Here is a 25,403-nt window from a genome sequence, read left to right on the forward strand (position 1 = left end):
TACCAACCTTCTCGCAGGCCGGGGAGTGTTCAAACAAAGGATGAGGCTATGGTTCAAGTTCGCAAACTGGTGTTAGCAATAGCGGCCGCCTCGGCGCTGTCCTCCGGTATGGCGCAGGCGCTGCAGCTGGGGGAGATGACCCTCAAGTCGAAGTTGAACCAGCCGTTGGCGGTGGAAATCGAATTGCTCGATGTCGGCGGCCTCACCGCTTCCGAGATCACCCCGAGCCTGGCCTCGTCCCAGGCGTTCGTGGATGCGGGCGTTGATCGCCAGGCGTTCCTCGATGACCTGACGTTCACCCCGGTGGTCAACCCTAACGGCCGCAGCGTGGTGCGTGTCACCTCCAGCAAGCCGCTGCCGGATTCCTACGTACGCTTCCTGCTGCAGGTGCAATGGCCCAACGGCCGCCTGATGCGCGACTACAGCGTATTGCTCGACCCGGCCAAATTCGACCAGCCTGCACCCACCAGCGCCGCGCCCGCACCGCGCCTGGCCGCGCCGGCCACTACCGCGCCGACTGCGAGCAAGGCCGCGCAGCACACCACCACATCCCGCGATACCCTGTGGGAAATCGCTGCGAAGAACCGCAACGGCGGCTCCGTCCAGCAAACCATGCTGGCGATCCAGGCGCTGAACCCCGGCGCGTTTGTCGACGGCAACATCAATCGCCTCAAAACCGGCCAGGTCCTGCGCCTGCCGGATACCGTACAAAGCACCGCGCTGCCGCAACCCCAGGCGATCGCCGAAGTCAGCGCGCAGAATGCCGCCTGGCGCCAGGGCCGCCGTGCCGCCACCAATCCGGCGGCGGGCAAGCAGCAGTTGGACGCCACCAAGCGCAACCAGGCTGGCAACGCGCCAGCCAGCACCAATGCCAACGACAACCTGAGCCTGGTGTCGGCCGAAGCGGCCAAGCAGGGCGCCAAAGGCAAGGCGGGCGACAGCGCGGCGCTGAGCGACAAACTGGCGATGACCCAGGAGCAACTGGACACCACCCGTCGCGACAACGAAGAGCTGAAAAGCCGCGCGGCGGACCTGCAAAGCCAGCTGGACAAGCTGCAGAAACTGATTCAACTGAAAAACGATCAACTCGCGCGTTTGCAGGCAGAAAAAGGCCTCCCGGCCGCGCAGGCGACAGCCGCAATGCCCGCTCAGTTGGCAGGCGAGCCGGCTGCCGCCGCTGCAACGCCGGATGCCGCGACCGCTGTTCCTGCGCCCGTTACGCCCGCCCCTGAGCCAGTCAAGGCGCAGGAGCCAGCACCGGCGAGCACCGAGGGCAAGTTCAACGAGCTGCTGACCAACCCGGTCGTGCTCGGCGTGCTCGGTGGTGCCGCGCTCTTGTTGGTGCTGCTGCTCCTGCTATTGTGGGCGCGCCATCGCAATGCCCGCCGCGAAGAGGAAAAGCACCTGCGCATGGCGCGGGCCCTGGCTGAAGAGCCAGCATTCACCTCCAACATTGACCACGACCTGCCACCGGACAGCTTCGAAGGCCTGGAAGTGCCGCCGCCCAACGTCAAGCTGGCCGCCGCACCCGTACCGGCTCCAGCGGTAGAGCCGGCAGTTGTCGTGCCCACCGTGGCTTCCGTGCTTGCGCCGCTGGCGGTTGCCGTCGCTCCGGTGAACTCCAGCGATGCGCTGGCCCAGGCCCAGTCTCATATCGACCGGGGCCACCTGAACCAGGCCGCCGACGTGCTGGAGCAGGCAATCAAATATGAGCCCAAGCGCAGCGACCTGCGCTTGAAACTGATGGAAGTCTACGGCCTGCAGAACGACAAGGACGGCTTTGTCACCCAGGAGCGTCAACTGGTGGCCAATGGTGAAAACCACGCCCAGGTCGAGCAACTCAAGAGCCGCTTCCCGGCGATGGCCGTGTTGGCGGCGGGCGTCAGTGCTGCGGTTGCCGCCGCTGCCCTGGATGCTCAATACGTCAAGGAATTGCTCGAAGACAAACCGGCCGCCGCGACGCCAGAGGCCTTCGACACCGATTTCGATTTGAGCCTGGACGAGCTGGAAGAAGCTTCCCCGGCCAAAATCGAGGACGATCAGCAGACATTCGAATCGCTGCTGCAGCAGCAGACCGAAGCCAATGCCAAAGCGGATGACCTGTCGGACTTCGACCTGGACCTGCAACTGGATGCCCCGGCGTCGGCGCAATCCGATGACGACTTCCTTTCCGGCCTGGAAGAGCAGATGAAGGACGTGCCTGCCGTCGAACCGCCGACCCTGACCCCGGCTGCAGCGGATGACTTCGACCTGCCCGAGGATTTCGACCTGTCCCTGGCCGATGAGCCGCAAGAGGCCGCCAAGCCCGATGCGTTCGCCTCGGAGCTGGATGATGTCAACGCCGAGCTGGATCGCCTGTCCCAGAGCCTGGAGCATCCGCCCATCGAGCCCTCCTTTACCGCAGAAGACGCGGCACTGGGGGATGATGAGCCGGAGTTCGATTTCCTGTCCGGCACCGACGAAGTGGCCACCAAACTGGACCTGGCCCAGGCCTACATCGACATGGGCGATGCGGACGGCGCACGGGACATCCTTTCCGAAGTGCTGACCGAAGGGGACGAGACCCAGCGTGGCGAGGCCAAGGAAATGCTCGGCCGGCTGGTTTAACCGTCAATCGTCAGCGCAGCGGCGACCTTCGGGTCGCCGTTTTGATTTGTGTGGGAGCAGGCAAGCCAGCTCCCACACAATCCGGCATAATGCCCGCCTTTGCGCAACCCATCAGGCTCTCAGTTCTTGGCAAATATAGATAACGCGGCCGCCGAAATGGCGGCCGCAGGTTTTAACCGCATCGCCCTGGGCGTGGAATACAAAGGCTCGCGCTATCGCGGCTGGCAGCGTCAGGCCTCCGGGGTGCTGACGGTGCAGGAAACCCTCGAGAATGCGCTGTCGAAAGTCGCCGACTCTCCGGTATCGCTGATGTGCGCCGGGCGTACCGATGCGGGTGTGCATGCCTGCGGCCAGGTGGTGCACTTCGATACCCAGGCTGAACGGTCGATGAAGGCTTGGGTGATGGGCGCTAATATCAATTTGCCCCATGACGTCAGCGTCACCTGGGCCAAGGTCATGCCGGCGCACTTTCATGCGCGCTTCAAGGCCATCGCCCGGCGTTATCGCTATGTAATCTACAACGACCAGATCCGCCCGGCGCACCTCAACCAGGAAATCACCTGGAACCACCGCCCGCTCGATGCCGAACGCATGGCTCAAGCTGCCCAGCACCTGGTGGGCGTGCATGATTTCAGCGCCTTTCGTGCCGGCCAGTGCCAGGCCAAGTCGCCGATCAAGGAAGTCCACCACCTGCGAGTGACCCGCCACGGCAAGATGATCGTGCTGGATATCCGTGCCGGCGCCTTCCTGCATCACATGGTGCGTAACATCGCCGGGGTGCTGATGACCATCGGCACCGGCGAGCGCCCGGTGGAGTGGGCCAAGGAAGTGCTGGAAAGCCGCGTGCGTCGCACCGGCGGGGTCACGGCGCATCCGTTCGGTCTGTACCTGGTGGATGTGGAGTACCGTGACGAGTTCGAGCTGCCGGAGCGTTTCATCGGGCCACATTTCCTGACAGGTTTCAGCGAACTTGGCGGCTGACGCCTGGAAAAGCTTTTGTTACCATCCGGGACTTTCTCGGCCCAACACCTGAGGTTCCCACGACATGTCAGCCGTTCGCAGCAAGATTTGCGGGATTACCCGCATAGAAGACGCGCTGGCGGCAGTCGAAGCCGGTGCAGATGCCATCGGCCTGGTGTTTTATGCCAAAAGCCCGCGAGCGGTGAATGTGCTGCAGGCGCGGGCGATCATCGCCGCACTGCCGCCGTTCGTCACCACCGTGGGCTTGTTCGTCAACGCCAGCCGCTGCGAACTCAACGAAACCCTGGATGCCGTACCGCTGGACATGTTGCAGTTCCATGGCGACGAAACGCCGGACGAATGTGAAAGCTACCAGCGTCCCTATATCAAGGCGTTGCGCGTCAAGGCCGGCGAAGACATTGCGGCTGCGTGCGCAGCCTATGCGGGTGCTCGCGGGATTCTGCTGGATACTTATGTAGAAGGCGTGCCCGGCGGTACGGGCGAAGCGTTCGATTGGTCGCTGATTCCCCCAGGCTTGACCAAGCCGATCATCCTGGCCGGCGGGCTCGACCCGACCAATGTCGAAGCGGCGATCAAGCAAGTGCGACCGTATGCCGTGGATGTGAGCGGTGGGGTAGAGCAGGGCAAGGGCATCAAGGACCACGGCAAGATTCGCGCATTCGTGCAGGCCGTGCGCAACAGCAGTGGTGGGATGTGACGGCTGGCAGTCTGCCGCCGTCCATAACTATCACTGTGTAGAACAGCCCGGCGCCGCCTGCGGGTGGCCCGGAAACGAAGTGGCAACGCTGCGCTGGCAGGTTGTCTGGAAGGCTGAGGATACGTGCGGGAAAGGCCGGTCGAACGTCTGACCCCGTCCAGCATGTGTCATCGCCACATATGAATTTAGCTCAAGGGCATACGCGGGGCTGTGTTCAAGCCACCGGTACTGGAGAAAGAAAGCATGAGCAACTGGTTAGTAGACAAACTGATCCCTTCGATCATGCGTTCCGAGGTGAAGAAAAGCTCGGTTCCTGAAGGTCTGTGGCACAAGTGCCCATCCTGCGACGCGGTGCTGTACCGCCCGGAGCTGGAAAAGACCCTGGACGTTTGCCCCAAGTGCAACCACCACATGCGTATCGGCGCCCGCGCCCGCATCGACATCTTCCTTGACGCCGAAGGCCGTAACGAGCTGGGCGCCGACCTGGAGCCGGTGGACCGTCTCAAGTTCCGCGACGGCAAGAAGTACAAGGACCGCCTGACCGCTGCACAAAAGCAGACCGGCGAGAAAGACGCGCTGATTTCCGTCAGCGGCAAGCTGCTGGGCATGCCGGTTGTGGTGTCGGCGTTCGAGTTCTCCTTCATGGGCGGTTCCATGGGCGCCATCGTCGGCGAGCGCTTCGTTCGCGCCGCCAACTACGCCCTGGAAAAACGTTGCCCGATGATCTGCTTCGCGGCCTCCGGTGGCGCGCGCATGCAGGAGGCCCTGATTTCGCTGATGCAAATGGCCAAGACCTCTGCGGTACTGGCGCGTCTGCGCGAAGAAGGCATCCCGTTCATTTCCGTGCTGACCGACCCGGTCTACGGCGGCGTATCCGCCAGCCTGGCGATGCTGGGCGATGTGATCGTCGGTGAGCCGAAAGCGTTGATCGGTTTTGCCGGCCCGCGCGTGATCGAGCAGACCGTGCGCGAAAAACTGCCGGAAGGCTTCCAGCGCAGCGAGTTCCTGCTGGAGCACGGCGCGATTGACCTGATCATCCCGCGCGGTGAACTGCGTCCACGCCTGGGCAGCCTGCTGGCCCAGATGATGGGCTTGCCGACCCCTGTGTACGTTGCGCCTAAAGTCGAGCCGATCGTCGTGCCGCCGGTGCCTGCAAACCTATGACCCAACGGACCCTGGGCGAATGGCTCGCCTACCTTGAGCAGTTGCATCCGTCCGCCATCGACATGGGCCTGGAGCGCTCGCAACAGGTAGCGGCCCGCCTCGGGTTGGGCCGGCCGGCACCGCGTGTGATCACGGTGACCGGCACCAACGGCAAAGGCTCCACCTGTGCCTTTGTCGCGGCGCTGCTGCAGGCTCAAGGCCTGAAAGTCGGCGTCTACAATTCCCCGCACCTGCTGCGTTATAACGAGCGGGTGCAACTCAATGGCAGCGAAGCCACCGATGAGCAGCTCTGCGAAGCGTTCGCCGCGCTGGATGCGGGCCGAGGCGAGATATCGCTGACCTACTTCGAGATGGGCACCCTGGCAGCGTTCTGGCTGTTCGAGCGTGCGCAACTGGATGTGGTGGTGCTGGAAGTCGGCCTGGGCGGGCGCCTCGACACGGTCAACGTGGTGGATGCCGACCTGGCGCTGGTCACCAGCATTGGTGTGGATCACGCCGATTACCTGGGTAATACCCGCGAGTCCGTGGCCTATGAAAAAGCCGGTATCTTCCGCCAGGGCCGACCTGCGCTCTGTGGGGACCTGGATCCGCCGCAGACCTTGCTGGGCAAGGTGCGCGAGCTGGATTGCCCGTTTTTCCTGCGCGGGCGTGAATTCGATCTTGAGATCGCCTGGCAGCACTGGCACTGGCGTGGACGCGATGCCCGCGGCCAGGTCGTGGAGCTTCGCGACCTGCCGCTGCTGAACCTGCCGATGGAAAACGCCGCGCTCGCGCTGCAGGCGTATCTGCTGCTGGATCTGCCGTGGAACGCCGCGCAGATTGCTGCCACCCTGGTGGCAACGCGCGTGGCGGGGCGCCTGGACCGTCGCGAGGTCGAATGGCAGGGTAAACGCTTGAACCTGTTGCTGGATGTGGGGCATAACCCCCACGCGGCCGAGTACCTGGCGCTACGCTTGTCGCGCACGCCGCCGGTTGGTCGTCGTCTTGCCGTGTTCGGTCTGCTGGCCGACAAGGACCTGGAAGGTGTGATCGCACCACTGCTGGACACTGTCCAGGCGTGGGCCGTGGCACCGCTGGATACGCCGCGCAGCCGTCCTGTCGCGGAACTGGCGATGGCCTTGCAGAACCTTGGCGCGCCCGTGACGTCGTATGCAAGCGTGATCGATGCCCTGGAAGCGCAGTGCGCCGTTGCCACGCCCGACGATGAGATTCTGTTGTTCGGGTCATTTTATTGTGTTGCCGAGGCGCTCGAGTGGTTGGCCCGGCGCTCCACGGAGGAAGCTGCACATGGCATTACTCGATAGCGCATACAAGCAGCGAATGGTTGGAGCCCTGGTCCTGGTGGCGTTGGCGGTGATTTTCCTGCCGATGCTGTTCTCTCGCCAGGATGAAGAGCGCCAGGTCGTGGTCGAGGCCCCGGCCGCTCCACAGGCGCCCGCGGTGCCCCAGGTACAGGTTGAGCCGGTGGTGGTGCCTGAGCCGCAGGCATTGCCGGAAGAAGAACCTGTGCCGACCGATGACGAGGTGGCCGCTCAGCAAGCGCCGTCGATGCCGGTGCAGCCAAGCGTGCCGGTGGTCAAGCCGGTTCCGGCACCGACCGTAGCGGCCAAGCCCGCCGCCCCGGCGCCGGCACCCAAGCCGGTAGCGCCGCAACCTGCCGCACCGGGTAAACCGGACGTGGGGCAGAGCCGTATCGACCCGAATGGCTTGCCGATCAGTTGGTCAATCCAAGTGGCCAGCCTGGGTAATCGCGAAGGCGCCGACGCGTTGCAGAAGAAGCTGCGTAGCCAGGGCTATAACGCCTATATCCGTAGCGCCGACGGCAAGAACCGGGTGTTTATCGGGCCGCTGATCGAGCGTGCCGAAGCAGATCGCCTGCGCGACTTGCTCGACCGCCAGCAGAATCTCAAGGGTTTCGTGACCCGTTTCCAGCCTGAGCGTGGTTGAACAATTGCCAACTCCGGTTGGCAATGCGATCTAAATGTGGGAGCGGGCTTGCTCGCGAATACGGTCTATCAGTCGATACACTTAGTGACTGACACGCCGCCTTCGCGAGCAAGCCCGCTCCCACATTCGTTTTGGGGTGGGCTTGAAATGCACCGTGCTTGCCACAAACTATTGATTTGCAAAGCAGCCGCAATCACCGCTTACCGATAGCCCGACGCTCTGCTAAAATGCGCCGCCTCATCCGTCCGTAGGCTCAAACGTGCCATTTACCTGGGTTGATTGGGCGATTGTTGCAATCGTCGCCATCTCCGCTTTGATCAGTCTAAGCCGCGGCTTCGTAAAAGAAGCATTGTCGTTGCTGACCTGGATCATCGCAGGAGTCGTAGCCTGGATGTTTGGCGGTTCATTGTCGGTCTACCTGGCCGGATACATCGAGACACCCTCGGCCCGCGTCATCGCGGGCTGCGCCATCATGTTCATCGCCACGCTGCTGGTGGGGGCAATGGTCAATTATCTTATTGGCGAGTTGATACGTGTCACCGGCCTTTCCGGGACCGATCGATTCCTCGGCATGGTCTTCGGCGCCGCGCGTGGCGCCTTGCTGGTCGTCGTGACGGTCGGGTTGTTGAGCCTGGGGCCGGTACAGCAGGATGCATGGTGGCAAGAGTCGGTACTCGTGCCAAAATTTCTATTGGTTGCAGATTGGTCCAAGAACCTCATTCTGGGGTGGAGCAGTCAGTGGCTGGCCAGCGGAATCAGCGTACCCGCTGATCTTCCGTTCAAGGAGCACCTCTTACCGGCCAAAACGCCTCAGTAAGCTGTGTTCAGTCAAGATTCATTAAGTAGGGGTTGCGTCGCATGTGTGGCATCGTCGGTATCGTCGGTAAGTCGAACGTCAATCAGGCGCTGTATGACGCGCTAACCGTCCTCCAGCACCGCGGCCAGGACGCTGCCGGTATTGTGACCAGCCACGACGGCCGGTTATTCCTGCGCAAGGACAACGGGCTGGTACGTGACGTGTTCCATCAACGTCACATGCAGCGCCTGGTCGGGCACATGGGCATTGGCCATGTGCGTTACCCGACTGCCGGTAGCTCTACATCGGCCGAAGCTCAACCGTTTTACGTCAACTCGCCTTACGGCATTACTCTGGCGCACAACGGTAACCTGACCAACGTTGAACAGCTGGCCAAGGAGATTTACGAATCCGACCTGCGCCACGTCAACACCAACTCCGACTCGGAAGTGCTGCTCAACGTGTTCGCTCACGAGCTGGCCCAGCGCGGCAAGCTGCAGCCGACCGAAGAAGATGTGTTCGCCGCCGTCACCGACGTGCACAACCGTTGCGTGGGTGGTTATGCCGTGGTGGCCATGATCACCGGTTATGGCATCGTTGGTTTCCGTGACCCGCACGGTATTCGCCCGATCGTGTTCGGCCAGCGTCACACCGACGAAGGCGTCGAGTACATGATCGCCTCCGAAAGCGTGTCCCTGGACGTGCTGGGCTTTACCCTGATCCGCGACCTCGCGCCGGGCGAAGCGGTGTACATCACCGAAGACGGCAAGCTGCACACGCGCCAGTGCGCTGTCGCGCCGAAACTCACCCCATGCATCTTCGAACACGTCTACCTGGCGCGTCCGGATTCGATCATCGACGGGGTTTCGGTGTACAAGGCGCGCCTGCGCATGGGTGAAAAACTGGCCGATAAGATCCTGCGCGAGCGTCCCGAGCACGATATCGACGTCGTGATCCCGATTCCCGACACCAGCCGTACCGCTGCGCTGGAACTGGCCAACCACCTGGGCGTCAAGTTCCGCGAAGGCTTCGTGAAGAACCGCTACATCGGGCGTACCTTCATCATGCCGGGCCAGGCTGCACGCAAGAAATCGGTGCGCCAGAAGCTCAACGCCATCGAGCTGGAATTTCGCGGCAAGAACGTGATGCTGGTGGATGACTCCATCGTGCGTGGCACCACCTGCAAGCAGATCATCCAGATGGCCCGCGAAGCCGGTGCGAAGAACGTGTATTTCTGTTCCGCGGCGCCTGCGGTGCGTTACCCGAACGTGTACGGTATCGACATGCCGAGCGCCCACGAGCTGATCGCTCACAACCGCTCGACCCAGGACGTTGCCGACCTGATCGGCGCTGACTGGCTGATCTACCAGGACCTGCCGGACCTGATCGAAGCGGTCGGCGGTGGCAAGATCAAGATCGACCAGTTCGACTGCGCCGTGTTCGACGGCAAGTACGTGACCGGTGATGTCGACGAGGCCTACCTGAACAAGATCGAGCAGGCGCGCAATGACTCGTCCAAGATCAAGACCCAGGCGGTCAGTGCGATCATCGATCTGTATAACAACTGAGTGACAACCGGCCCTGAGGGGCCGGTTTTGTATCTTAAATAAAGAATTGAGTAAGGAGGGGCAGCATGAGTCAGGAATGGGATGCCGGTCGGTTGGACAGCGACCTCGATGGCGTAGCTTTCGATACCCTGGCTGTGCGCGCCGGCCAGCACCGCACCCCGGAGGGTGAGCACGGTGACCCGATGTTCTTCACCTCCAGCTATGTGTTCCGCACGGCCGCCGATGCGGCTGCGCGCTTTGCCGGTGAAGTGCCGGGCAACGTCTATTCGCGCTACACCAACCCGACCGTGCGCGCGTTCGAAGAGCGTATCGCGGCGCTGGAAGGCGCCGAGCAGGCGGTCGCTACGGCGACCGGCATGGCGGCCATCCTGGCGGTGGTGATGAGTCTGTGCAGCGCCGGCGACCATGTACTGGTGTCGCGCAGCGTGTTCGGCTCGACCATCAGCCTGTTCGAGAAATACTTCAAGCGCTTTGGCATTGAAGTGGACTACGTGCCGCTGGCAGACCTGTCCGGTTGGGATGCCGCGATCAAGACCAACACCCGCTTGCTGTTCGTCGAATCGCCGTCCAACCCGTTGGCCGAGCTGGTGGATATCGCCGCGTTGGCCGAAGTGGCCCATGCCAAGGGCACTATGCTGGTGGTCGACAACTGCTTCTGCACCCCGGCGCTGCAACAACCGCTGAAGCTGGGCGCGGACATCGTCGTGCACTCGGCCACCAAGTTCATCGACGGCCAGGGTCGCTGCATGGGCGGCGTGGTCGCGGGGCGCAGCGAGCAGATGAAGGAAGTCGTTGGCTTCCTGCGCACGGCTGGCCCGACCTTGAGCCCGTTCAACGCCTGGATCTTCCTCAAGGGCCTGGAAACCCTCAGCCTGCGCATGAAAGCCCATTGCGCCAATGCCCAGGCCCTGGCCGAGTGGCTGGAGCAGCAGGACGGTATCGAGAAGGTGCATTACGCCGGCCTCAAGAGCCACCCGCAACACGCATTGGCCCAGCGCCAGCAGCGTGGTTTCGGTGCCGTGGTGAGCTTCGAAGTGAAGGGCGGCAAAGAGGGTGCCTGGCGCTTTATCGATGCGACGCGCCTGATCTCCATCACCGCCAACCTGGGCGACAGCAAGACCACCATTACCCACCCGAGCACCACCTCCCACGGGCGCCTGGCGCCTCAGGAGCGTGAGGCGGCGGGTATTCGTGACAGCCTGATCCGCGTTGCAGTGGGCCTGGAAGACGTGGCTGACTTGCAGGCTGACCTGGCTCGCGGGCTGGCCGCCTTGTGATCGAGTGGTCCATGGAAGCCGCGGCAGCCAGTAACGGGCGTGTCGCGCTGGTGACCGGCGCGGCGCGGGGCATTGGCCTCGGGATCGCGGCGTGGCTGATCAGCGAAGGCTGGCAGGTGGTGTTGACCGACCTGGACCGCGAGCGCGGCGCCAAGGTGTCCAAGGTGCTGGGCGAAAACGCCTGGTTTATCACCATGGACGTGGCCGACGAGAAACAAGTGGCTCAAGGTGTCGCCGAGGTATTGGGGCAGTTTGGCCGCCTCGACGCCTTGGTGTGCAATGCGGCGGTGGCCGACCCGCATAACATCACCCTGGAAAGTCTGGACCTGGCTTACTGGAACCGGGTGATGGCGGTAAATCTCAGCGGGCCGATGTTATTGGCCAAGCACTGCGCGCCGTACCTGCGTGCTCATGGTGGTGCCATCGTCAACCTGGCGTCGACCCGGGCACGCCAGTCGGAGCCGGACACCGAAGCCTATGCGGCGAGCAAAGGTGGCTTGCTGGCCCTCACGCATGCCTTGGCGATGAGTCTTGGGCCCGAAGTGCGGGTCAATGCCGTCAGCCCCGGCTGGATCGACGCACGTGATCCTGCAGCCCGTCGCGCCGAGCCGTTGAGCGACACCGATCATGCCCAGCATCCGGCAGGCAGGGTAGGTACCGTGGAGGACGTGGCGGCGATGGTGGCGTGGCTGCTGTCGCGCCAGGCGGGGTTTGTCACCGGGCAGGAGTTTGTCGTGGACGGCGGCATGAGCAAGAAGATGATTTACAGCGAGTAGGGCAGGGAGCGGTGCCGAAGCAATTTTGTCTTTTTCAGAAAAACTTCAAGCGGGCTATTGACTTAGGTCCGGTACCTGCGTAAATTTCGCGGCCTCAACGAAGCAAAGGGTGATTAGCTCAGCTGGGAGAGCATCTGCCTTACAAGCAGAGGGTCGGCGGTTCGATCCCGTCATCACCCACCACTTCTTGAGAGTTTTGCCTCAGGGCAAGACGCAACGTTAAAGGTTGCACCGACGCGCAGCGGTAGTTCAGTCGGTTAGAATACCGGCCTGTCACGCCGGGGGTCGCGGGTTCGAGTCCCGTCCGCTGCGCCATATTTCCAGGTTCGATTTTTCGGGCTTGAGATCGAACAGCAAAAGCTGATCGATCAGATGTTCAAGACGGTTGAGAGTTTAGGCTCAGCCGGTCAAGCGATACGCAGCGGTAGTTCAGTCGGTTAGAATACCGGCCTGTCACGCCGGGGGTCGCGGGTTCGAGTCCCGTCCGCTGCGCCATATCTGCCTCAAGGCCCGCTGAACGCCTTGAAGCACAAAGAAAGCCATTGGCTACTTTGATCCGATAGCAAATACCCTGGTCGAGAGACCGGGGTTTTTTGTGTCCGCGATTTGAGTACAAATCAGGCGCGGTCAATGTGGGAGCTGGCTTGCCTGCGATAGCATCGACGCGGTCTCATTGGGATTCGCGTCTGCGCATCGTAGGCAAGCCCTTGCACCATCAGAACCCGAGTTTATCCCGCAACCCGTAATACCAGGCGCCCAGCGCCGCAAACGGCGTACGCAGCATTTGTCCACCCGGGAACGGGTAGTGCGGCAGGTCGGCAAACGCATCAAAGCGTTCCGCCTGCCCTCTGAGCGCCTCCGCCAGTACCTTGCCCGCCAAGTGCGTATACGTCACGCCATGGCCGCTGCAGCCTTGCGAATAGTAGATGTTGTCGCCCAGACGGCCCACTTGCGGCAAGCGCGACAGGGTCAGCAGGAAATTGCCAGTCCAGGCGTAGTCAATCTTCACGTCCTTGAGCTGCGGGAAAGCCTTGAGCATTTTCGGGCGGATGATCGCCTCGATGTTCGCCGGGTCGCGCGCGCCGTACACCACGCCACCGCCGAAGATCAGGCGCTTGTCGCGGGTGAGGCGGTAGTAGTCGAGCAGGTAATTACAATCCTCGACGCAGTAATCCTGCGGCAGCAGTGTCTTCGCCAGCTCATCGCCCAGGGGCGCCGTCGTGATCACTTGCGTGCCGCAGGGCATCGACTTGGCCGCCAGCTCTGGCACCAGGTTGCCCAGGTACGCATTGCCCGCGACGATGATGAACTTGGCCCTGACCCGGCCCTCGGCGGTGTGCACCACCGGGTTGGCGCCGCGCTCGATACGCACCGCCGCCGATTGCTCGTAGATCGTACCGCCCAGGGATTCCACGGCTGCCGCTTCGCCGAGCGCCAGGTTAAGCGGGTGGATATGCCCGCCGCTCATGTCCAGCAAGCCGCCGACGTAATTGTCGCAGGCAACCACCTCGCGAATACGGCGTTCGTCCAGCAACTCCAGCTGCGTATGGCCGTAGCGTTCCCACAGGCGTTTCTGCGATTCCAGGTGGCCCATGTGCTTGCTGTTGAGGGCGGCGAATACACCGCCGTCCTTCAAGTCGCACTGGATCTGATACTTGGCCACTCGCTCGCGAATGATCCGGCCGCCTTCAAATGCCATCTGCCCCAATAATTGCGCCTGCTGGGGGCCGACACTGCGCTCGATCACATCGATATCACGGCTGTAGCTATTGACGATCTGCCCGCCATTGCGGCCCGAGGCGCCAAACCCCACCTTGGCGGCCTCCAGTACCGTCACGCGAAAACCGTTCTCCAGCAGGAACAGCGCGCTGGAGAGACCGGTATAACCGGCGCCTATCACGCACACGTCGGTTTCAACCTCGCCTTGCAACACCGGCCGAGGTGGAACGGCATTCGCGGAAGCGGCGTAATACGACTGGGGGTAGGGGGTGTTCGCCATCCTGGAACCTCTGTTTTATATTTTTTACGAGTGCGCCGATCCTACCTGAGTTGAAAATTGCCTGCCAGCCGCCCGAAATCCACGGGCCCTCCCCACGCAAATAAAAAATTCGCATATTCATAGGGTTAGCTGCAAAAAAGATGTTGACACCCCTTCGGAATTCCGTAGAATGCCGCCTCACAGCAGGCACGTAGCTCAGTTGGTTAGAGCACCACCTTGACATGGTGGGGGTCGTTGGTTCGAGTCCAATCGCGCCTACCAAACAAAATCCGCTCTGCTGGGCGGTCTAGAAGGGCTCACCGAAAGGTGGGCCCTTTTTTGTTACCTGCGATTTGCAAAACTTTTGCAAATCGCTCATTTGGTAAATAGCGCCGATCCCAAGGGGAAGCTTCAGCCCCCGCCGCCAAAAAATACCTGCAGCAGCACCCATTCAACCACCGCCACCAACAGCAAGAACATGACGAACCCAAATGAGAACACACGTTTTCGCCGGGGTGGGGTGTAGTCGCTGGCGACCTCCAGAAACCTGAGTACCACGTCGATCAGCTTCCAGATCAGCTCGAAAAATTCGCTCATCAGAACGATTTACTTGGCTTTGGCGCTCTTGATATCGCTGATCATCTGCTTGGCAATCGCCTGCACCTGTTTCTGCGTCATGGCCGAGGCAATGCCTTCCCAGGCGGACGATGAGGTGTCGTAGGTGCGCGAGCCAAGCGGTGCGCCGGATTTGAGGTCGGAGTAGTCGGCGCGGGAGAACACCCAGGCATTACCGACCAGCGCGCCGGCCACGTACCGCGAGCCTGGCTCGATGTAGCGGAACTTGCTGACGTTGATGCTGATGCCCACGCCGTCTTCACCGCTTGGGTTCACTGCGGGACTTTCCGTGACGTTGAAGCCCGCTTGGCGCGCTTCGACCTGGAGCGCGTTGTTCCAGTCGCGCTTGAGCAGGTTCCAATCCGGATTCTGCTCCACCTGTCCTTCGCCTTTGATGCTGACCACCAGGTTGTGTTTGGCTGAGTCCGGGATGGCCAGCGCGGCGCTGCCCCCGCTTTTTACCTTGGCGGCGCAGCCACCGAGCATGGACAAAGCAACGGCGCAGGAGAGAGCGATCAGGACCTTTTGGGTTTTCATTGAATTTCCATATCCACAACAGTATTGAAGGAGGCGTGCTCAAGTCACCCGCGCACGCCTGATAAACGGGCGGCACTAAGATGCGTGAATCCCCTTTGATCTGTCCACATCTTGTTACGTGCGCACAGTGCAATCGCCGACAAAATTTATTGGTTCGCAGCAACAATTTTTCTTGTTGGACACCTCCCGCCCCCAGGCAGCAAAGTTGCCGCCACTGACGCTCGACCTTTCGGGTCAACAATAAAAAACCGAGCCGACTGCACGCCACTTCCTGCTGTGAACCCTTTGTTCACATCCTGCTGTAATGGCGCCGCAGCGCGCACTAAAGGACCTCACCGCCATGCAAACTGTTGTGAACTTATGGCCGTTGATCGGCGTACTCGTGATCGTGGTTGGCTTTGTTCTACGCATCAACCCTTTGTTGGTGGTCACCGCCGCCGCTATCGCCACCGGATTCGCCGCTCATTTTTCCTTGGAAAAAATCCTCGCCACCATGGGCGATGGTTTCCTTCAGACCCGTGCCCTGCAATTGATCTTGTTGTTGCCCCTCGCGGTCATCGGCCTGCTGGAACGCCATGGGCTGCGCCTGCATGCGCAGAACTGGATCGCACGGTTCGAGCGCGCCACGGTCGGGCGCTTGTTGATCATGTATCTGTTTGTGCGCGAGTCCACGGCCGCCATGGGCTTGACCAGCCTGGGCGGGCACCCGCAGATGGTGCGCCCGCTGCTGGCACCGATGGCTGAGGGCGCTGCGGAAAAACGCTACGGCAAACTGCCGGACAAGTTGCGCCATAAAGTATTGGCCATGTGCGCCGCGACGGATAACGTCGGTCTGTTTTTTGGTGAAGATATCTTCGTGGCCTTTGGTGCGATCGCATTGATGCACACCTTCCTGCTTGGCTCGGGGATTGATGTGGAACCGCTGCACATTGCGGTGTGGGGGATTCCGACGGCAATTTGCGCGTTTATCATTCATGCGATCCGCCTGCATCGATTTGACCGAAGACTCACCCGCGAGATGACGCCTGCCGCCGCCCGTGGGGAGATCGCGCAATGATCATTTCGATTCAATACCTGTACTGGCTGGCCGGGGTCCTGCTGCTGATCACCGCGGGCATGATCTTGCTGGACCGAACCCATCCCAAGCGCTGGTCGAGTGCACTGTTCTGGCTGTTGTTCGCCATTCCGTTCCTGATCGGTGAGCGGCTGCCGTCGGTGGCCATTGGGGCTGGCCTCGTGGTGATGGCATTGATCGCCGGTATGGGCGGTGTCGGTCGTGGCAAGCATGCCGAGCTGCATGACAAGGATTCCCGTGCCAGTGCCGGTCGGCTGGGCCATAAGTTGTTTATCCCGGCGTTGGCCATTCCCTTGGCTACCGTGATCGGCTCGGTATTGCTCAAGCACACCGAGATCGGCGGCGTACCGCTGCTGGACCCGAAGAACACCACCTTTGTCTCCCTTGGTATCGGCTGCCTGATCGCCCTGGGCCTGGCCTGTTGGCTGACCCGTGACACGCCGGTACAAGCCTTGCGCGAATCCCGTCGCCTTACCGAAGCCCTGGGCTGGGCCATGGTGCTTCCGCAGATGCTGGCAATGCTTGGCTTGTTGTTTAACGAAGCCGGGGTCGGCACGGCCGTTGCCCATGTCACTACCACCTATATCAACCTGGATTTCAAGTTGGTGGCGGTGATGGTCTATGTGCTGGGCATGGCGCTCTTTACCGTGATCATGGGGAACGGTTTCGCGGCGTTCCCGGTGATGACCGGCGGCGTCGGCGTGCCGGTGCTGGTGGGTATCTACGGCGGCAACCCGGCGGTAATGGCGGCGATCGGCATGTTCTCGGGCTACTGCGGGACCTTGATGACCCCGATGGCTGCCAACTTCAATATCGTGCCGGCGGCGTTGCTGGAGCTGCCGGACAAAAACGCAGTGATCAAGGCCCAACTGCCGACGGCTTTGATGATGCTGGTGGTTAATATTGTCCTGCTTTACCTGTTGATGTGAGGCCGAGAGTGCGCACTGTACTGCTGACGGGCTTCGAGCCCTTTGATCAAGATTCGGTGAACCCGTCCTGGGAAGCGGTGCGCCAACTGGACGGTGTGCAGTTGGACGATGATGTGCGAATTGTTGCGCATCGACTGCCTTGCGCGTTTGCCACCGCGGGTGAGTGCCTGGCCCGACTGATCGATGAATTGCACCCGGCCATGGTAATTGCTACCGGGCTGGGCCCGGGGCGTAGCGATATCTCGTTCGAGCGGGTGGCGATCAATATCAACGATGCCCGGATTCCGGATAATCTGGGCGAGCAGCCCATTGATACGGCAGTCGTGACGGGCGGCCCGGCGGCGTACTTCACGACACTGCCGATCAAGGCGATGGTCAAGGCCGTGCGCGAAGCGGGCATCGCGGCCTCGGTATCGCAGACGGCGGGGACGTTTGTGTGCAACCAAGTGTTTTATCTGTTGCAGCATGCCCTGACCGGGACCTCCGTGCGCAGTGGGTTCATCCACGTACCGCTTCTGCCGGAGCAGGTGACGGAGGCGCAGCGGCCCTCGATGGAACTGAATACGTTGGTGACGGGATTGCAGGCGGCCGTACTGGCCGCGTGGCATACAACCGTGGATGCAAAAGAGGCGGGCGGGCAGGTCAGTTGACCTGCCCGATTCACCTCAGGTTGCGAACAGGCGGGTAAGCCCGAAGGTAATGGCGCAGGCCAGACCTGTCATCGCGAATGCGGTTGCCACGTACCACTTGATGAGATTCAGTTCAGTGGTGGCCAGGTCTGCCCTGGAAGCGAAGTGCTTATCCATGGAGTCTGCCCTGCTCGAAACGGTGATCAGCTTTTCGTTCATTTCAGCCAGCCCCTTTTCCAGTAAACCTAATCGTATTTCCATTCTCGAACCTCCATTATTCCCGTTACCGGCTCTGCCTTGAACCGCTTGGGGACCGAGAATAGTGTGGCCTCAGCCCAACGTTAAGAGACAAACCTTTGCAAAATAACACCAGGCGTCTGGTGCCGCCTGTTCAGTCCTCCCGCTGCGGAAAGAACAATTCAAAACACGTCACCCCCGCGTCACTGCTCACGCTGTACCGCCCGTTATGCAACTGCATGATGGTCGCTACAATCGACAGCCCCAGCCCATTTGACTGCGCCGAGCGTTCCCGCGACTCATCGACCCGGTAAAACCGTTCGAACAGGCGCGGCAGATGCTCGGCAGCAATGGTTCCGCCGCGATTGCTGACCCTGAGGTTGATGCCGTCCGTCGTGGGCACCGCCTGGATCATCAACTCGGTGCCCGGCGCACCATATTTGATGGCATTGGCACACAGGTTGGCCAGGGCCCGGCGCAGCAGCATCGGCTCGGCCCAGATCACGCCCTCTCCGCTGGCATGAATGCGGATGTCCACATCGCCCGCCAAGCCTTCAAAGTACTCGGCGATTCGTTCCACCTCATCCGCCGCACTGAGCGCCTGGCGTTGACGCAGCGCGCTGGCCGGGTCGGTGCGGGCCAGGAACAGCATGTTGTCGAGCATCCGTGCCAGGCGTTCAAGCTCTTCGACATTCGACGCCAGCAGCTGCTGGTAACTCTCGATGCTGCGGCTCTGTTGCAGGGCGACCTGGGTTTCTCCCAGCAGGTTATTGATAGGCGTGCGCAGTTCGTGGGCCATGTCGGTGGACACCTGGCCCAGCTGTACAAAACCCTTGGCCAGTCGTTCGAGCATGGTGTTGAACGAATCAATCATCGGCAGCAGTTCTTTTGGCGCGCCTTGGCTGTCGAGGCGTTCGGCGAGGTTGCCGACGCCGATACCTTGGGCGTGGCGGGCCAGGCGTCGCAACGGCAGAAGCCCGCGATAGACGAGCAGGTAGCCGACCACGGCCAGCATGATTGCGGCGATGCCTGCCAGGATATAAACGCTCAACCGATAGCTGGCGAGCACCGCGGTGCGTTCGGTCATCAGGCGGCCGCTGGTGACTTGGAGGCTGCCAAGGTCACCGGAGTCGATGGAGGCGGCGACGGTGGAGAAGGGCACGCCGTTCACGCCAGGCAGATGGTGCACGTCGGCAAGGCTCAGCGCATGGTCTTTCGCGACGGGTGGCACGGACGGCAGGTCGATGTTGCCCGGGTTCACCAGCAGCAGGGGTGTCTGCCCCGGCGCCGCGATGCTCAAGACCGACTCGTGGTTGCCCAGCATATTCTGGAACAACTCCGGCTTGGTCTTGATCAGGTCGAGGGTGTTGCTGTCGTTGAGCAAGTTGCGCAGTTGATCGACGCGGGAAATCAAGGCGGCATCGTCACGCATGACCAATTCCCGCTCCAGCTCGCGGTACAGCGCCACGCCCAAGGTGGCCAGCAGAGTGAAAGCGAGCAAGGCGAAAATCAGCGCCAGGCGCAGGGTCATCGAATAGTGACGGCGTTTGTTCATGGCTGGGTATCGAAGCGGTAGCCGATGCCACGCACGCTGTGGATCAGTTTGAGCTGGAACGGGTCGTCGATTTTCAGGCGCAGGCGCCGCACGGCCACGTCCACCACGTTGGTGTCGCTGTCAAAATTCATGTCCCATACCCGTGACGCGATCAATGAACGGGACAGCACCTGGCCCTGATGGGTCGCGAACAAATGCAGCAGGGCGAACTCTTTGTTGGTCAGGGTGATACGGGCGCCCGCGCGGGTTACGCGGCGCTTGAGGACATCGATCTGCAGGTCGGCGATCTGCAGCTGTTCTTCTTCCCGGCTGGGGCCGCGGCGGGTCAGGGTACGCAAGCGTGCCACCAACTCGGCGAAGGAGAACGGTTTGATCAGGTAGTCATCGGCACCCAATTCAAGGCCCTTGATACGGTCGGCAATATCATCGCGGGCCGTCAGGAAAAGTACCGGTGTGTCGGCTTCCTTGCGCAGGCGGCGCAGCACTTCCCAGCCATCCATTTTCGGCATCATCACATCCAGCACGATCACATCGAATGGTGTTTCCAGCGCCTGGTGCAGGCCATCCACGCCGTCACGGGCGAGGCTGACGGAGTAACCCAGTTCCTGAAGGCCGTTGAGCAGGTAATTGCCGGCCTTGGGTTCGTCTTCGACTACGAGAATGTTCATGGCAAGTGCTCTGTCTCAATGCGTGGCGCAAGTGTAGCCCGATCAATTGTCACTGGCGCAACCGGTGTCCAGGACCTGGTAGTCCAACACATGTTCACGGCCCTGGCTGTCCAGGTAGTCGAGTCGCGCCGGGACGACGCCGCATTCGCCATAGGTGTCAGTGCTCGACAGCACTTTAGCCACGTCCAGGTGGACGAAGAAGCCGGTTTTGTCGTGGACCACGGGTTCGGCGGCAAACACGGAACCGGTAGCGAGCAAAGCGGCAAAGCCGAGGGTAAACAGTTTCATGGTGGTACCTCTCTTTATGGGTTGGCTGCCAGGTGTTGGCGGTGAGTTCACAGTAACGAGGCGCCACTAACAGCCGACCAACAGAATGATTACAAGTGTGTAATGCAGTGCTTTTGCATCGCAGGGCTCAGGGCCTGGCGGCCGGAGGCTTCAAGGATCAGGTCGGTGATCGCCTGGGCGTGGGTCACTGGCGACAAGTGGCTCAAAGGCAGCTCGATGGCGGTGGCGTTTACAAGCAGCGAGGTGATCCGTAGATTGCAACGGGCTAATTACTTGTTACCGCCCAAGAGGAAGCCTCGCAGTGTCCATCCCAGGTCCAGCCGTATTCAACCGCCGTTATCGCGCCTTTCTGTTTGATATGGACGGGACGCTGCTCAACTCCATTGCCGCCGCCGAGCGGGTGTGGAGTGTCTGGGCGGAACGCCATGGCCTGGAGGTAGAAGCGTTTTTGAAGACCATTCACGGCGCTCGCGCGATCGACACCATTACCCGGCAAGCGCTGCCCGGCGTTGATCCCGAGGTCGAGGCGCAGTGGATCACCGAGGCTGAAATCGAGGATGTGAGAGGGGTTGTCGCGATTCCCGGCGCCGTCACGTTTCTGAACAGTCTGCCGGGTGATCAATGGGCACTGGTCACCTCGGCGCCCAGGGAACTGGCGTTGCGTCGATTGCAGGCTGCCGGGATTGCGCCGCCGACGGTGCTGGTCACGGCTGAAGATGTTGCCATCGGTAAGCCGAACCCCGCCTGTTACCTGCTGGGTGCGCAACGCCTGGGCGTCCCGGTGCAGGACTGCCTGGTGTTTGAAGATGCAACGGTAGGCATACGCGCGGGCGAGGCGGCAGGGGCGGATGTAATGGTTGTGACGACGACGCATCACGCGCCTATGGTCACCGAACACCCTTCGGTTGACGGGTACCAACAGCTAAGCGTACAGCGCGACGCGCAAGGCTTGTTGTACCTGCAGAACACGGCGGGCTGAAGGGCTGAGCCCGTTACCGGTCTCGGCCTTGTCCGGAGCGGACTGGGGTGGGCGGTTGCATTCGATGATTCCTCATGCCTTGGCGTGACAGCACCATCTCCCTGAGAATTTCATTGGCCAGCCGCGCGATGGCTTCGGCGCCACGATAGTGTGCACGCACGATCCCTGTCACTGCGAAATGGTCGGTTTCCGGGCCGCTGAGCACTGCCGAAAGCGTGCCGTCGGCGTGTAATGTGCAGGTCACGCTATAGCTGGGCAGACGGGCGGCCAGCGCAGACTCGATCTGGGATTTGGTCAGGGTATCCATCGTGCTCAGTGCCTTTAACTGATAGTGCAGGCCCAAGCATAGGTCGTGTCGCAGCGGTGTAAATACCGGCGATCTGATATCGAGGAACGCAGTCTCAGCGTGTCATTTGCCGGCACAGGCGACGCTGAACGGCTTTCTGGATAGGTTTGAGGCAAAACAGAAACAGGTATCCACTCAGCAGTAGCGCCAAATCCAGCCCGGAATGGGAATCCGCCGGGCCAGTGCCTTCGATTGTAAACCTCAAAGCATAGGCCAGCCCCACGAAGATCAGCCCTATCAGTAGGGCGATCATCCAAGACATGTAGGCAAATGGTGGTGCGGTCGTAGGCCTCATCGTCGTGCTCCTGAATGCACACGGATGGCTGAGTGTCAGTCAGGAGATTTCGGCCTTAAATGAAACGACAAGTTCCTGGCGAGAACACAGTTTCATCTTTGCATGAAGATCAACGCACTGGCGACGTCCGCCACGCAATAACGGTCAGAGCAATTCGAAGGAGTTTTCGCCAGCCGTTACAGTCAACGAAAAGGCTGGCTACTGAAGGCGCTTCAAGGTGTCTGGTTTTTATCCGGGGCAGTCAGGCCTGCCTGGATGCGCTGGTAGATTTCCTCGCGATGCACGGCCACATCCTTGGGCGCGTTGATGCCGATTCGTACTTGCTGGCCGCTGACGCCCAGGATGGTGATCGTAATGTCATCACCGATGTTTATGCTTTCACCAACTTTTCGGGTGAGTATCAGCATGGACTTCTCCTTGATTACTTTTAAGGACACATGTTTCAGACAGGGCAGGTGTCGGATGTGTGTAGCTTACTGCTAAGCGCTTCCCTGTGACTGCCTCTTTTAGGACGCATAGAGGCGACATTAATTCCCATGGCGGCATCATACAGGTCTGCGATACATGATTCGCATTGTTTAAGCTAACGTTTATGACGGCCAGAATAGACAGTGGATGATAAAGTCGCCTCTTTATCTTTAGAGGAGCAGGGCAGTGCGTAAAGTAGCGATGGCAATTGCGGTGTTGGCATTGGCCGGTTGCGGTGAAGGCAAAAGCGTCGAGACACCCGCGCCCAAGCCTGCCGTGACCGAAAGCCAGCCCCAGACCGGCGCAGTTGCCGCCCAGGAATGGGACGTGCGCGTCGGCTCGCCGGACCACAAGCTGCAGGCGATCACCGACCTGACGGCCTGGTTGCTGGAGCATGGTTTTAATTTTTATATTGTGAAGGTGGACGGCAAGGACGAAGTGCTGCTGGGGCCGTTTGCGACCAAAGCTGAAGCTGAAGCCAAGCAGACGCTGCTTAATGAAAAAATGGCCCGCGCCAAGAAAACCGACACCGTGTCTGAGGTCATTGAGCACAAGGCCACGCAGTAAGCGCAAAGTGGGCGGCGGTTGCGCCCGCTTTCAGCCGCAGGCTTTCAGGTTCACCGGGCCGACAAACTCATTGCCCCGCCCCATCACGCAGGCCACGGTCTGATTGCGTTGACGCTCCCAGGCCTGCACCGGGTAGGTCTTGTTCCAGGCTTCGTACAGTTGACGATCCTGTTTCGACAGGCGCAAGCCGTATCGCTTGCTCATGTAAAAGTACGTGCGGGCGATCATGCCCCGAATGGACGGGCGCGGCATGACCTTCTTGGCCTTGAAATCCACCTGGGTCAGGCATGAGCCGTATTGTCCGCTTTGCACCGGCAGCCAGCCGAAACTGAAGTTGTTACGGTCGCCATTGACCTCGCCAATGCTCGGCACCAAGTTATGCAGGTCCGCTTCGGCGCGCTTGAACACGTCATCGTGCCGGGTGCAGTTCTTGCGCCCTCCGTTCTGCCAGCACTGGCGTTGATGCCCGATCTGCCAGGCCGGAACGATGTGCTCCCACTCGATGCGTGCCGCACGGTTGGCGTTTTTGCGTGGGATGTAGCCACAGGCTTTCAGATCCACGCGATTGCCCGTGTATTTGCACCCGCAATAGAACTCGGTGGATTGTGGGGCGTAAAGTTTCCAGGCAACTTTCTTGGCTTCGCTGAAGGTTCGGGGCGCTTGGGCCTGGGCCGCGACGGCGAAAAACAGGCTAAGCACAGCGATAAAACGGACACCCATTGACTCAATCTTCCTTCGGCACAACCCAGAAAATCTGTACGCCACCGTCGTCCCGATAGGCGAGGGTGACGTTGTCGTTCTCCGCAATTTCCTCCAGCAAACGTGCCCATTCTTCCTCTGGTTCGTCGGGCAGACGGAAGATCAAGGCCGCCTTGGCTTTTTGGGCGCCGGTTGAATTGATGATCTTTTGCACACGAATGGCCAGACGTTCGTAGGCACCAGGCGGGGTTGGCACTGCGGGAGAGGACTTTGCCACGGAGTATTCCTTAGTTAGCTGTACGCACATACAGTATTTAACTGTAGGTAATTTCGCAACTGCTTAAATTCCAAGCAGTTCGTTTGACAGCCGTTCAGGAATTTTTGTGTAAGGCGGCGTAGGAAGTGCAGAAGCGAGCTTGCCGGAAAAGGAAGCTCGCTCCTGCGGACAGTTTCAGGAATCAGTATTCCCAGAACATCCGTTGCAGCTCTTTGCTGTCCTGGGTCTTGGTCAGGGCGACCATCGCCAGGATGCGGGCTTTCTGTGGGTTCAGATCGAGTGCGGCAACCCAGTCGTATTTGTCGTCAGGTTGTTCGGCATTGCGCAGCACCATGCCGCCGGCATTGACGTGGGAAGAACGAATGATCTGTACACCTTGCTTGCGCAGTTCCACCAGTGCGGGCACCACTTTGGAGGACACCGAGCCGTTGCCGGTGCCGGCATGGATGATGGCTTTTGCGCCCGCTTGAGCCAGGGCCTTGTAGGCCGTATCGCTCACGTTGCCATAGCCATAGGCGATTTCAACATCGGGCAGGCTCTTGATGTTCTTGATGTCGAATTCCGAATCCATGGTGTGGCGCTTGGCTGGCAAGCGGAACCAGTAGGATTTGCCTTCAACCACCATGCCCAGTGGGCCCCAAGGGCTCTTGAACGCTTCGGTCTTGATATTGATCATCTTGCTGACGTCGCGACCCGACTGGATCTCGTCGTTCATGGTGACCAGCACGCCCTTGCCGCGCGCCTCTTTGCTGCCGGCCACCGCAACGGCGTTGTAGAGGTTGAGCATGCCGTCCGCCGACATGGCAGTGCCTGGGCGCATGGAGCCGACCACCACGATTGGCTTGTCGGTCTTTTCCACCAGGTTCAGGAAGTAGGCGGTTTCTTCGAGGGTGTCGGTACCGTGGGTGATCACGATGCCATCCACGTCCTTGCTGTCGGCCAGTTCGGCGACGCGGCGGCCCAGTTGCAGCAGGTTTTCGTTATTGATGCTTTCGGACGCAATTTGCATCACTTGCTCGCCGCGTACATTGGCGATCTGGCTAAGCTCAGGAACACCGGCGATCAATTGCTCGATGCCGACCTTGGCCGCCTGGTAAGTGGCACTGTTGGCCGCACTGGCGCCGGCGCCGGCGATCGTGCCGCCGGTGGCGAGTATGACCACGTTGGACAGCTTGGCCTTGGTTTCGACTTCCTTCGCCTGGACGGCAACGGGGAACAGCAGCAGGAGGGCTAACGCGCCCGGAACAAAAGTCTTCAATGCAGATTTCATTATTTTTCTCTCTGGTTTTTGATGAGTGCTGTAGCCGGTTCATCTAGAACACCCGGGCGGTTCTGAATGCCACGGGGTGAGGGGGTAGAGCAGGATCTGTACCAGGCTGTAAGTGTTTGTGGATATAAAATAACTTTCTGATTTATAAGAAATTAATTCGTTTTTATGAGCTGTTGCA

The 25,403-nt window shown here is 60.7% G+C and carries 28 protein-coding genes and 4 tRNA genes; 19 read left to right on the forward strand and 13 right to left on the reverse strand.

What is annotated here, in order from left to right:
• The first annotated feature begins 48 nt into the window (after nt 1–48).
• The 13 genes from BLL36_RS22100 (at nt 49) to BLL36_RS22160 (ending at nt 12,308) form a co-directional block, all read left to right on the forward strand.
• Nucleotides 49–2,607, forward strand: a complete 2,559-nt coding sequence (locus BLL36_RS22100; protein WP_076953536.1) for a FimV/HubP family polar landmark protein — start codon at nt 49–51, stop codon at nt 2,605–2,607.
• Between the two features lie 156 nt (nt 2,608–2,763).
• Nucleotides 2,764–3,588: a tRNA pseudouridine(38-40) synthase TruA gene (truA, locus tag BLL36_RS22105; protein ID WP_076953538.1), complete on the forward strand. Its 825-nt coding sequence runs from the start codon at nt 2,764–2,766 to the stop codon at nt 3,586–3,588.
• Nucleotides 3,589–3,652: 64 nt separating this feature from the next.
• Entirely contained in the window at nt 3,653–4,285 is a 633-nt protein-coding gene (locus tag BLL36_RS22110; protein WP_076953541.1) for a phosphoribosylanthranilate isomerase, read from the forward strand.
• 243 nt (nt 4,286–4,528) lie between these two features.
• Nucleotides 4,529–5,449, forward strand: a complete 921-nt coding sequence (accD, locus tag BLL36_RS22115) for an acetyl-CoA carboxylase, carboxyltransferase subunit beta (RefSeq protein WP_076953543.1) — start codon at nt 4,529–4,531, stop codon at nt 5,447–5,449.
• Entirely contained in the window at nt 5,446–6,753 is a 1,308-nt protein-coding gene (folC, locus tag BLL36_RS22120) for a bifunctional tetrahydrofolate synthase/dihydrofolate synthase (protein ID WP_076953545.1), read from the forward strand. The genes accD and folC overlap by 4 nt, the downstream gene beginning before the upstream one ends.
• Nucleotides 6,737–7,396 (forward strand): SPOR domain-containing protein, encoded by a 660-nt coding sequence (locus BLL36_RS22125; RefSeq protein WP_076953546.1) that lies wholly within the window; start codon nt 6,737–6,739, stop codon nt 7,394–7,396. Before folC ends, BLL36_RS22125 begins: the two co-directional genes overlap by 17 nt.
• Before the next feature lie 259 nt (nt 7,397–7,655).
• Nucleotides 7,656–8,213 carry a CvpA family protein gene (locus BLL36_RS22130; protein ID WP_076953549.1) on the forward strand — a complete coding sequence of 186 codons (558 nt, stop codon included), beginning with the start codon at nt 7,656–7,658 and terminating at the stop codon, nt 8,211–8,213.
• A gap of 41 nt (nt 8,214–8,254) precedes the next feature.
• A complete protein-coding gene (purF, locus tag BLL36_RS22135) occupies nt 8,255–9,760 on the forward strand; it encodes an amidophosphoribosyltransferase (protein WP_076953551.1) in 1,506 nt (501 codons plus the stop codon).
• Between the two features lie 65 nt (nt 9,761–9,825).
• A complete protein-coding gene (locus BLL36_RS22140) occupies nt 9,826–11,037 on the forward strand; it encodes an O-succinylhomoserine sulfhydrylase (RefSeq protein WP_076953553.1) in 1,212 nt (403 codons plus the stop codon).
• A gap of 11 nt (nt 11,038–11,048) precedes the next feature.
• Nucleotides 11,049–11,813, forward strand: coding sequence for an SDR family oxidoreductase (locus BLL36_RS22145; protein ID WP_076953555.1), 765 nt, complete (start codon nt 11,049–11,051; stop codon nt 11,811–11,813).
• Between the two features lie 107 nt (nt 11,814–11,920).
• Nucleotides 11,921–11,996 (forward strand) — tRNA-Val (locus BLL36_RS22150).
• Between the two features lie 55 nt (nt 11,997–12,051).
• A tRNA-Asp gene (locus BLL36_RS22155) sits at nt 12,052–12,128 on the forward strand.
• 103 nt (nt 12,129–12,231) lie between these two features.
• Nucleotides 12,232–12,308 (forward strand) — tRNA-Asp (locus BLL36_RS22160).
• Nucleotides 12,309–12,528: 220 nt separating this feature from the next.
• Here BLL36_RS22160 and BLL36_RS22165 read toward each other — a convergent pair.
• Nucleotides 12,529–13,812, reverse strand: coding sequence for an NAD(P)/FAD-dependent oxidoreductase (locus tag BLL36_RS22165; RefSeq protein ID WP_076953556.1), 1,284 nt, complete (start codon nt 13,810–13,812; stop codon nt 12,529–12,531).
• 184 nt (nt 13,813–13,996) lie between these two features.
• Between BLL36_RS22165 and BLL36_RS22170 the strand changes: the two genes are divergently transcribed.
• Nucleotides 13,997–14,073 (forward strand) — tRNA-Val (locus BLL36_RS22170).
• 129 nt (nt 14,074–14,202) lie between these two features.
• Here the strand turns inward: BLL36_RS22170 and BLL36_RS22175 are convergent.
• Together BLL36_RS22175 and BLL36_RS22180 are read right to left on the reverse strand one after the other, a co-directional pair.
• The gene (locus BLL36_RS22175; protein WP_076953558.1) at nt 14,203–14,388 is read right to left on the reverse strand and encodes a hypothetical protein; all 186 of its coding nucleotides are present in this window, start codon (nt 14,386–14,388) and stop codon (nt 14,203–14,205) included.
• A 9-nt stretch (nt 14,389–14,397) separates the two neighbouring features.
• Nucleotides 14,398–14,943, reverse strand: a complete 546-nt coding sequence (locus BLL36_RS22180) for a DUF4410 domain-containing protein (RefSeq protein WP_076953560.1) — start codon at nt 14,941–14,943, stop codon at nt 14,398–14,400.
• Between the two features lie 340 nt (nt 14,944–15,283).
• Here BLL36_RS22180 and BLL36_RS22185 point away from each other — a divergent pair, with 340 nt between their 5' ends.
• Genes BLL36_RS22185 through pcp form a run of 3 tightly spaced genes read left to right on the forward strand, consistent with a single transcriptional unit; the run spans nt 15,284 to nt 17,597 of the window.
• On the forward strand, nt 15,284–16,000 hold the full coding sequence (locus BLL36_RS22185) for a DUF969 domain-containing protein (protein ID WP_076953563.1): 717 nt from the start codon (nt 15,284–15,286) through the stop codon (nt 15,998–16,000).
• Nucleotides 15,997–16,947, forward strand: a complete 951-nt coding sequence (locus BLL36_RS22190; RefSeq protein WP_076953565.1) for a DUF979 domain-containing protein — start codon at nt 15,997–15,999, stop codon at nt 16,945–16,947. Before BLL36_RS22185 ends, BLL36_RS22190 begins: the two co-directional genes overlap by 4 nt.
• A gap of 8 nt (nt 16,948–16,955) precedes the next feature.
• The gene (gene pcp / locus BLL36_RS22195; protein ID WP_076953567.1) at nt 16,956–17,597 is read left to right on the forward strand and encodes a pyroglutamyl-peptidase I; all 642 of its coding nucleotides are present in this window, start codon (nt 16,956–16,958) and stop codon (nt 17,595–17,597) included.
• Between the two features lie 15 nt (nt 17,598–17,612).
• On the opposite strand, the gene BLL36_RS22200 is transcribed toward pcp, so the two are convergent.
• From BLL36_RS22200 to BLL36_RS22215, 4 genes are all read right to left on the reverse strand, one after another.
• The gene (locus BLL36_RS22200) at nt 17,613–17,837 is read right to left on the reverse strand and encodes a hypothetical protein (RefSeq protein WP_076953569.1); all 225 of its coding nucleotides are present in this window, start codon (nt 17,835–17,837) and stop codon (nt 17,613–17,615) included.
• Between the two features lie 130 nt (nt 17,838–17,967).
• Nucleotides 17,968–19,368, reverse strand: coding sequence for a heavy metal sensor histidine kinase (locus BLL36_RS22205; protein WP_076953570.1), 1,401 nt, complete (start codon nt 19,366–19,368; stop codon nt 17,968–17,970).
• On the reverse strand, nt 19,365–20,036 hold the full coding sequence (locus BLL36_RS22210; protein WP_076953572.1) for a heavy metal response regulator transcription factor: 672 nt from the start codon (nt 20,034–20,036) through the stop codon (nt 19,365–19,367). Before BLL36_RS22210 ends, BLL36_RS22205 begins: the two co-directional genes overlap by 4 nt.
• 42 nt (nt 20,037–20,078) lie before the next feature.
• Nucleotides 20,079–20,324 carry a DUF2790 domain-containing protein gene (locus tag BLL36_RS22215; protein ID WP_076953574.1) on the reverse strand — a complete coding sequence of 82 codons (246 nt, stop codon included), beginning with the start codon at nt 20,322–20,324 and terminating at the stop codon, nt 20,079–20,081.
• Between the two features lie 301 nt (nt 20,325–20,625).
• Between BLL36_RS22215 and BLL36_RS22220 the strand changes: the two genes are divergently transcribed.
• Entirely contained in the window at nt 20,626–21,303 is a 678-nt protein-coding gene (locus BLL36_RS22220) for an HAD family hydrolase (protein ID WP_076953576.1), read from the forward strand.
• A gap of 13 nt (nt 21,304–21,316) precedes the next feature.
• On the opposite strand, the gene BLL36_RS22225 is transcribed toward BLL36_RS22220, so the two are convergent.
• The 3 genes from BLL36_RS22225 to csrA form a co-directional block, all read right to left on the reverse strand.
• Nucleotides 21,317–21,610 (reverse strand): hypothetical protein, encoded by a 294-nt coding sequence (locus tag BLL36_RS22225; protein ID WP_076953578.1) that lies wholly within the window; start codon nt 21,608–21,610, stop codon nt 21,317–21,319.
• Nucleotides 21,611–21,704: 94 nt separating this feature from the next.
• Nucleotides 21,705–21,944: a hypothetical protein gene (locus BLL36_RS31330; RefSeq protein ID WP_076953580.1), complete on the reverse strand. Its 240-nt coding sequence runs from the start codon at nt 21,942–21,944 to the stop codon at nt 21,705–21,707.
• Between the two features lie 212 nt (nt 21,945–22,156).
• The gene (gene csrA, locus BLL36_RS22235; RefSeq protein ID WP_003192511.1) at nt 22,157–22,351 is read right to left on the reverse strand and encodes a carbon storage regulator CsrA; all 195 of its coding nucleotides are present in this window, start codon (nt 22,349–22,351) and stop codon (nt 22,157–22,159) included.
• A gap of 262 nt (nt 22,352–22,613) precedes the next feature.
• Here csrA and BLL36_RS22240 point away from each other — a divergent pair, with 262 nt between their 5' ends.
• Nucleotides 22,614–22,979 carry an SPOR domain-containing protein gene (locus BLL36_RS22240; RefSeq protein ID WP_076953582.1) on the forward strand — a complete coding sequence of 122 codons (366 nt, stop codon included), beginning with the start codon at nt 22,614–22,616 and terminating at the stop codon, nt 22,977–22,979.
• A gap of 30 nt (nt 22,980–23,009) precedes the next feature.
• Here the strand turns inward: BLL36_RS22240 and BLL36_RS22245 are convergent, their stop codons facing one another.
• The 3 genes from BLL36_RS22245 to BLL36_RS22255 form a co-directional block, all read right to left on the reverse strand.
• The gene (locus BLL36_RS22245) at nt 23,010–23,699 is read right to left on the reverse strand and encodes an endonuclease (RefSeq protein ID WP_076953584.1); all 690 of its coding nucleotides are present in this window, start codon (nt 23,697–23,699) and stop codon (nt 23,010–23,012) included.
• A 4-nt stretch (nt 23,700–23,703) separates the two neighbouring features.
• Nucleotides 23,704–23,955: a DUF1654 domain-containing protein gene (locus BLL36_RS22250; RefSeq protein ID WP_083735309.1), complete on the reverse strand. Its 252-nt coding sequence runs from the start codon at nt 23,953–23,955 to the stop codon at nt 23,704–23,706.
• 181 nt (nt 23,956–24,136) lie between these two features.
• Nucleotides 24,137–25,225: an asparaginase gene (locus tag BLL36_RS22255; protein ID WP_076953587.1), complete on the reverse strand. Its 1,089-nt coding sequence runs from the start codon at nt 25,223–25,225 to the stop codon at nt 24,137–24,139.
• Nucleotides 25,226–25,403: the final 178 nt, after the last annotated feature.

This window comes from Pseudomonas cedrina subsp. cedrina (genome assembly GCF_001983175.1).
GTDB lineage: Bacteria > Pseudomonadota > Gammaproteobacteria > Pseudomonadales > Pseudomonadaceae > Aquipseudomonas > Aquipseudomonas cedrina.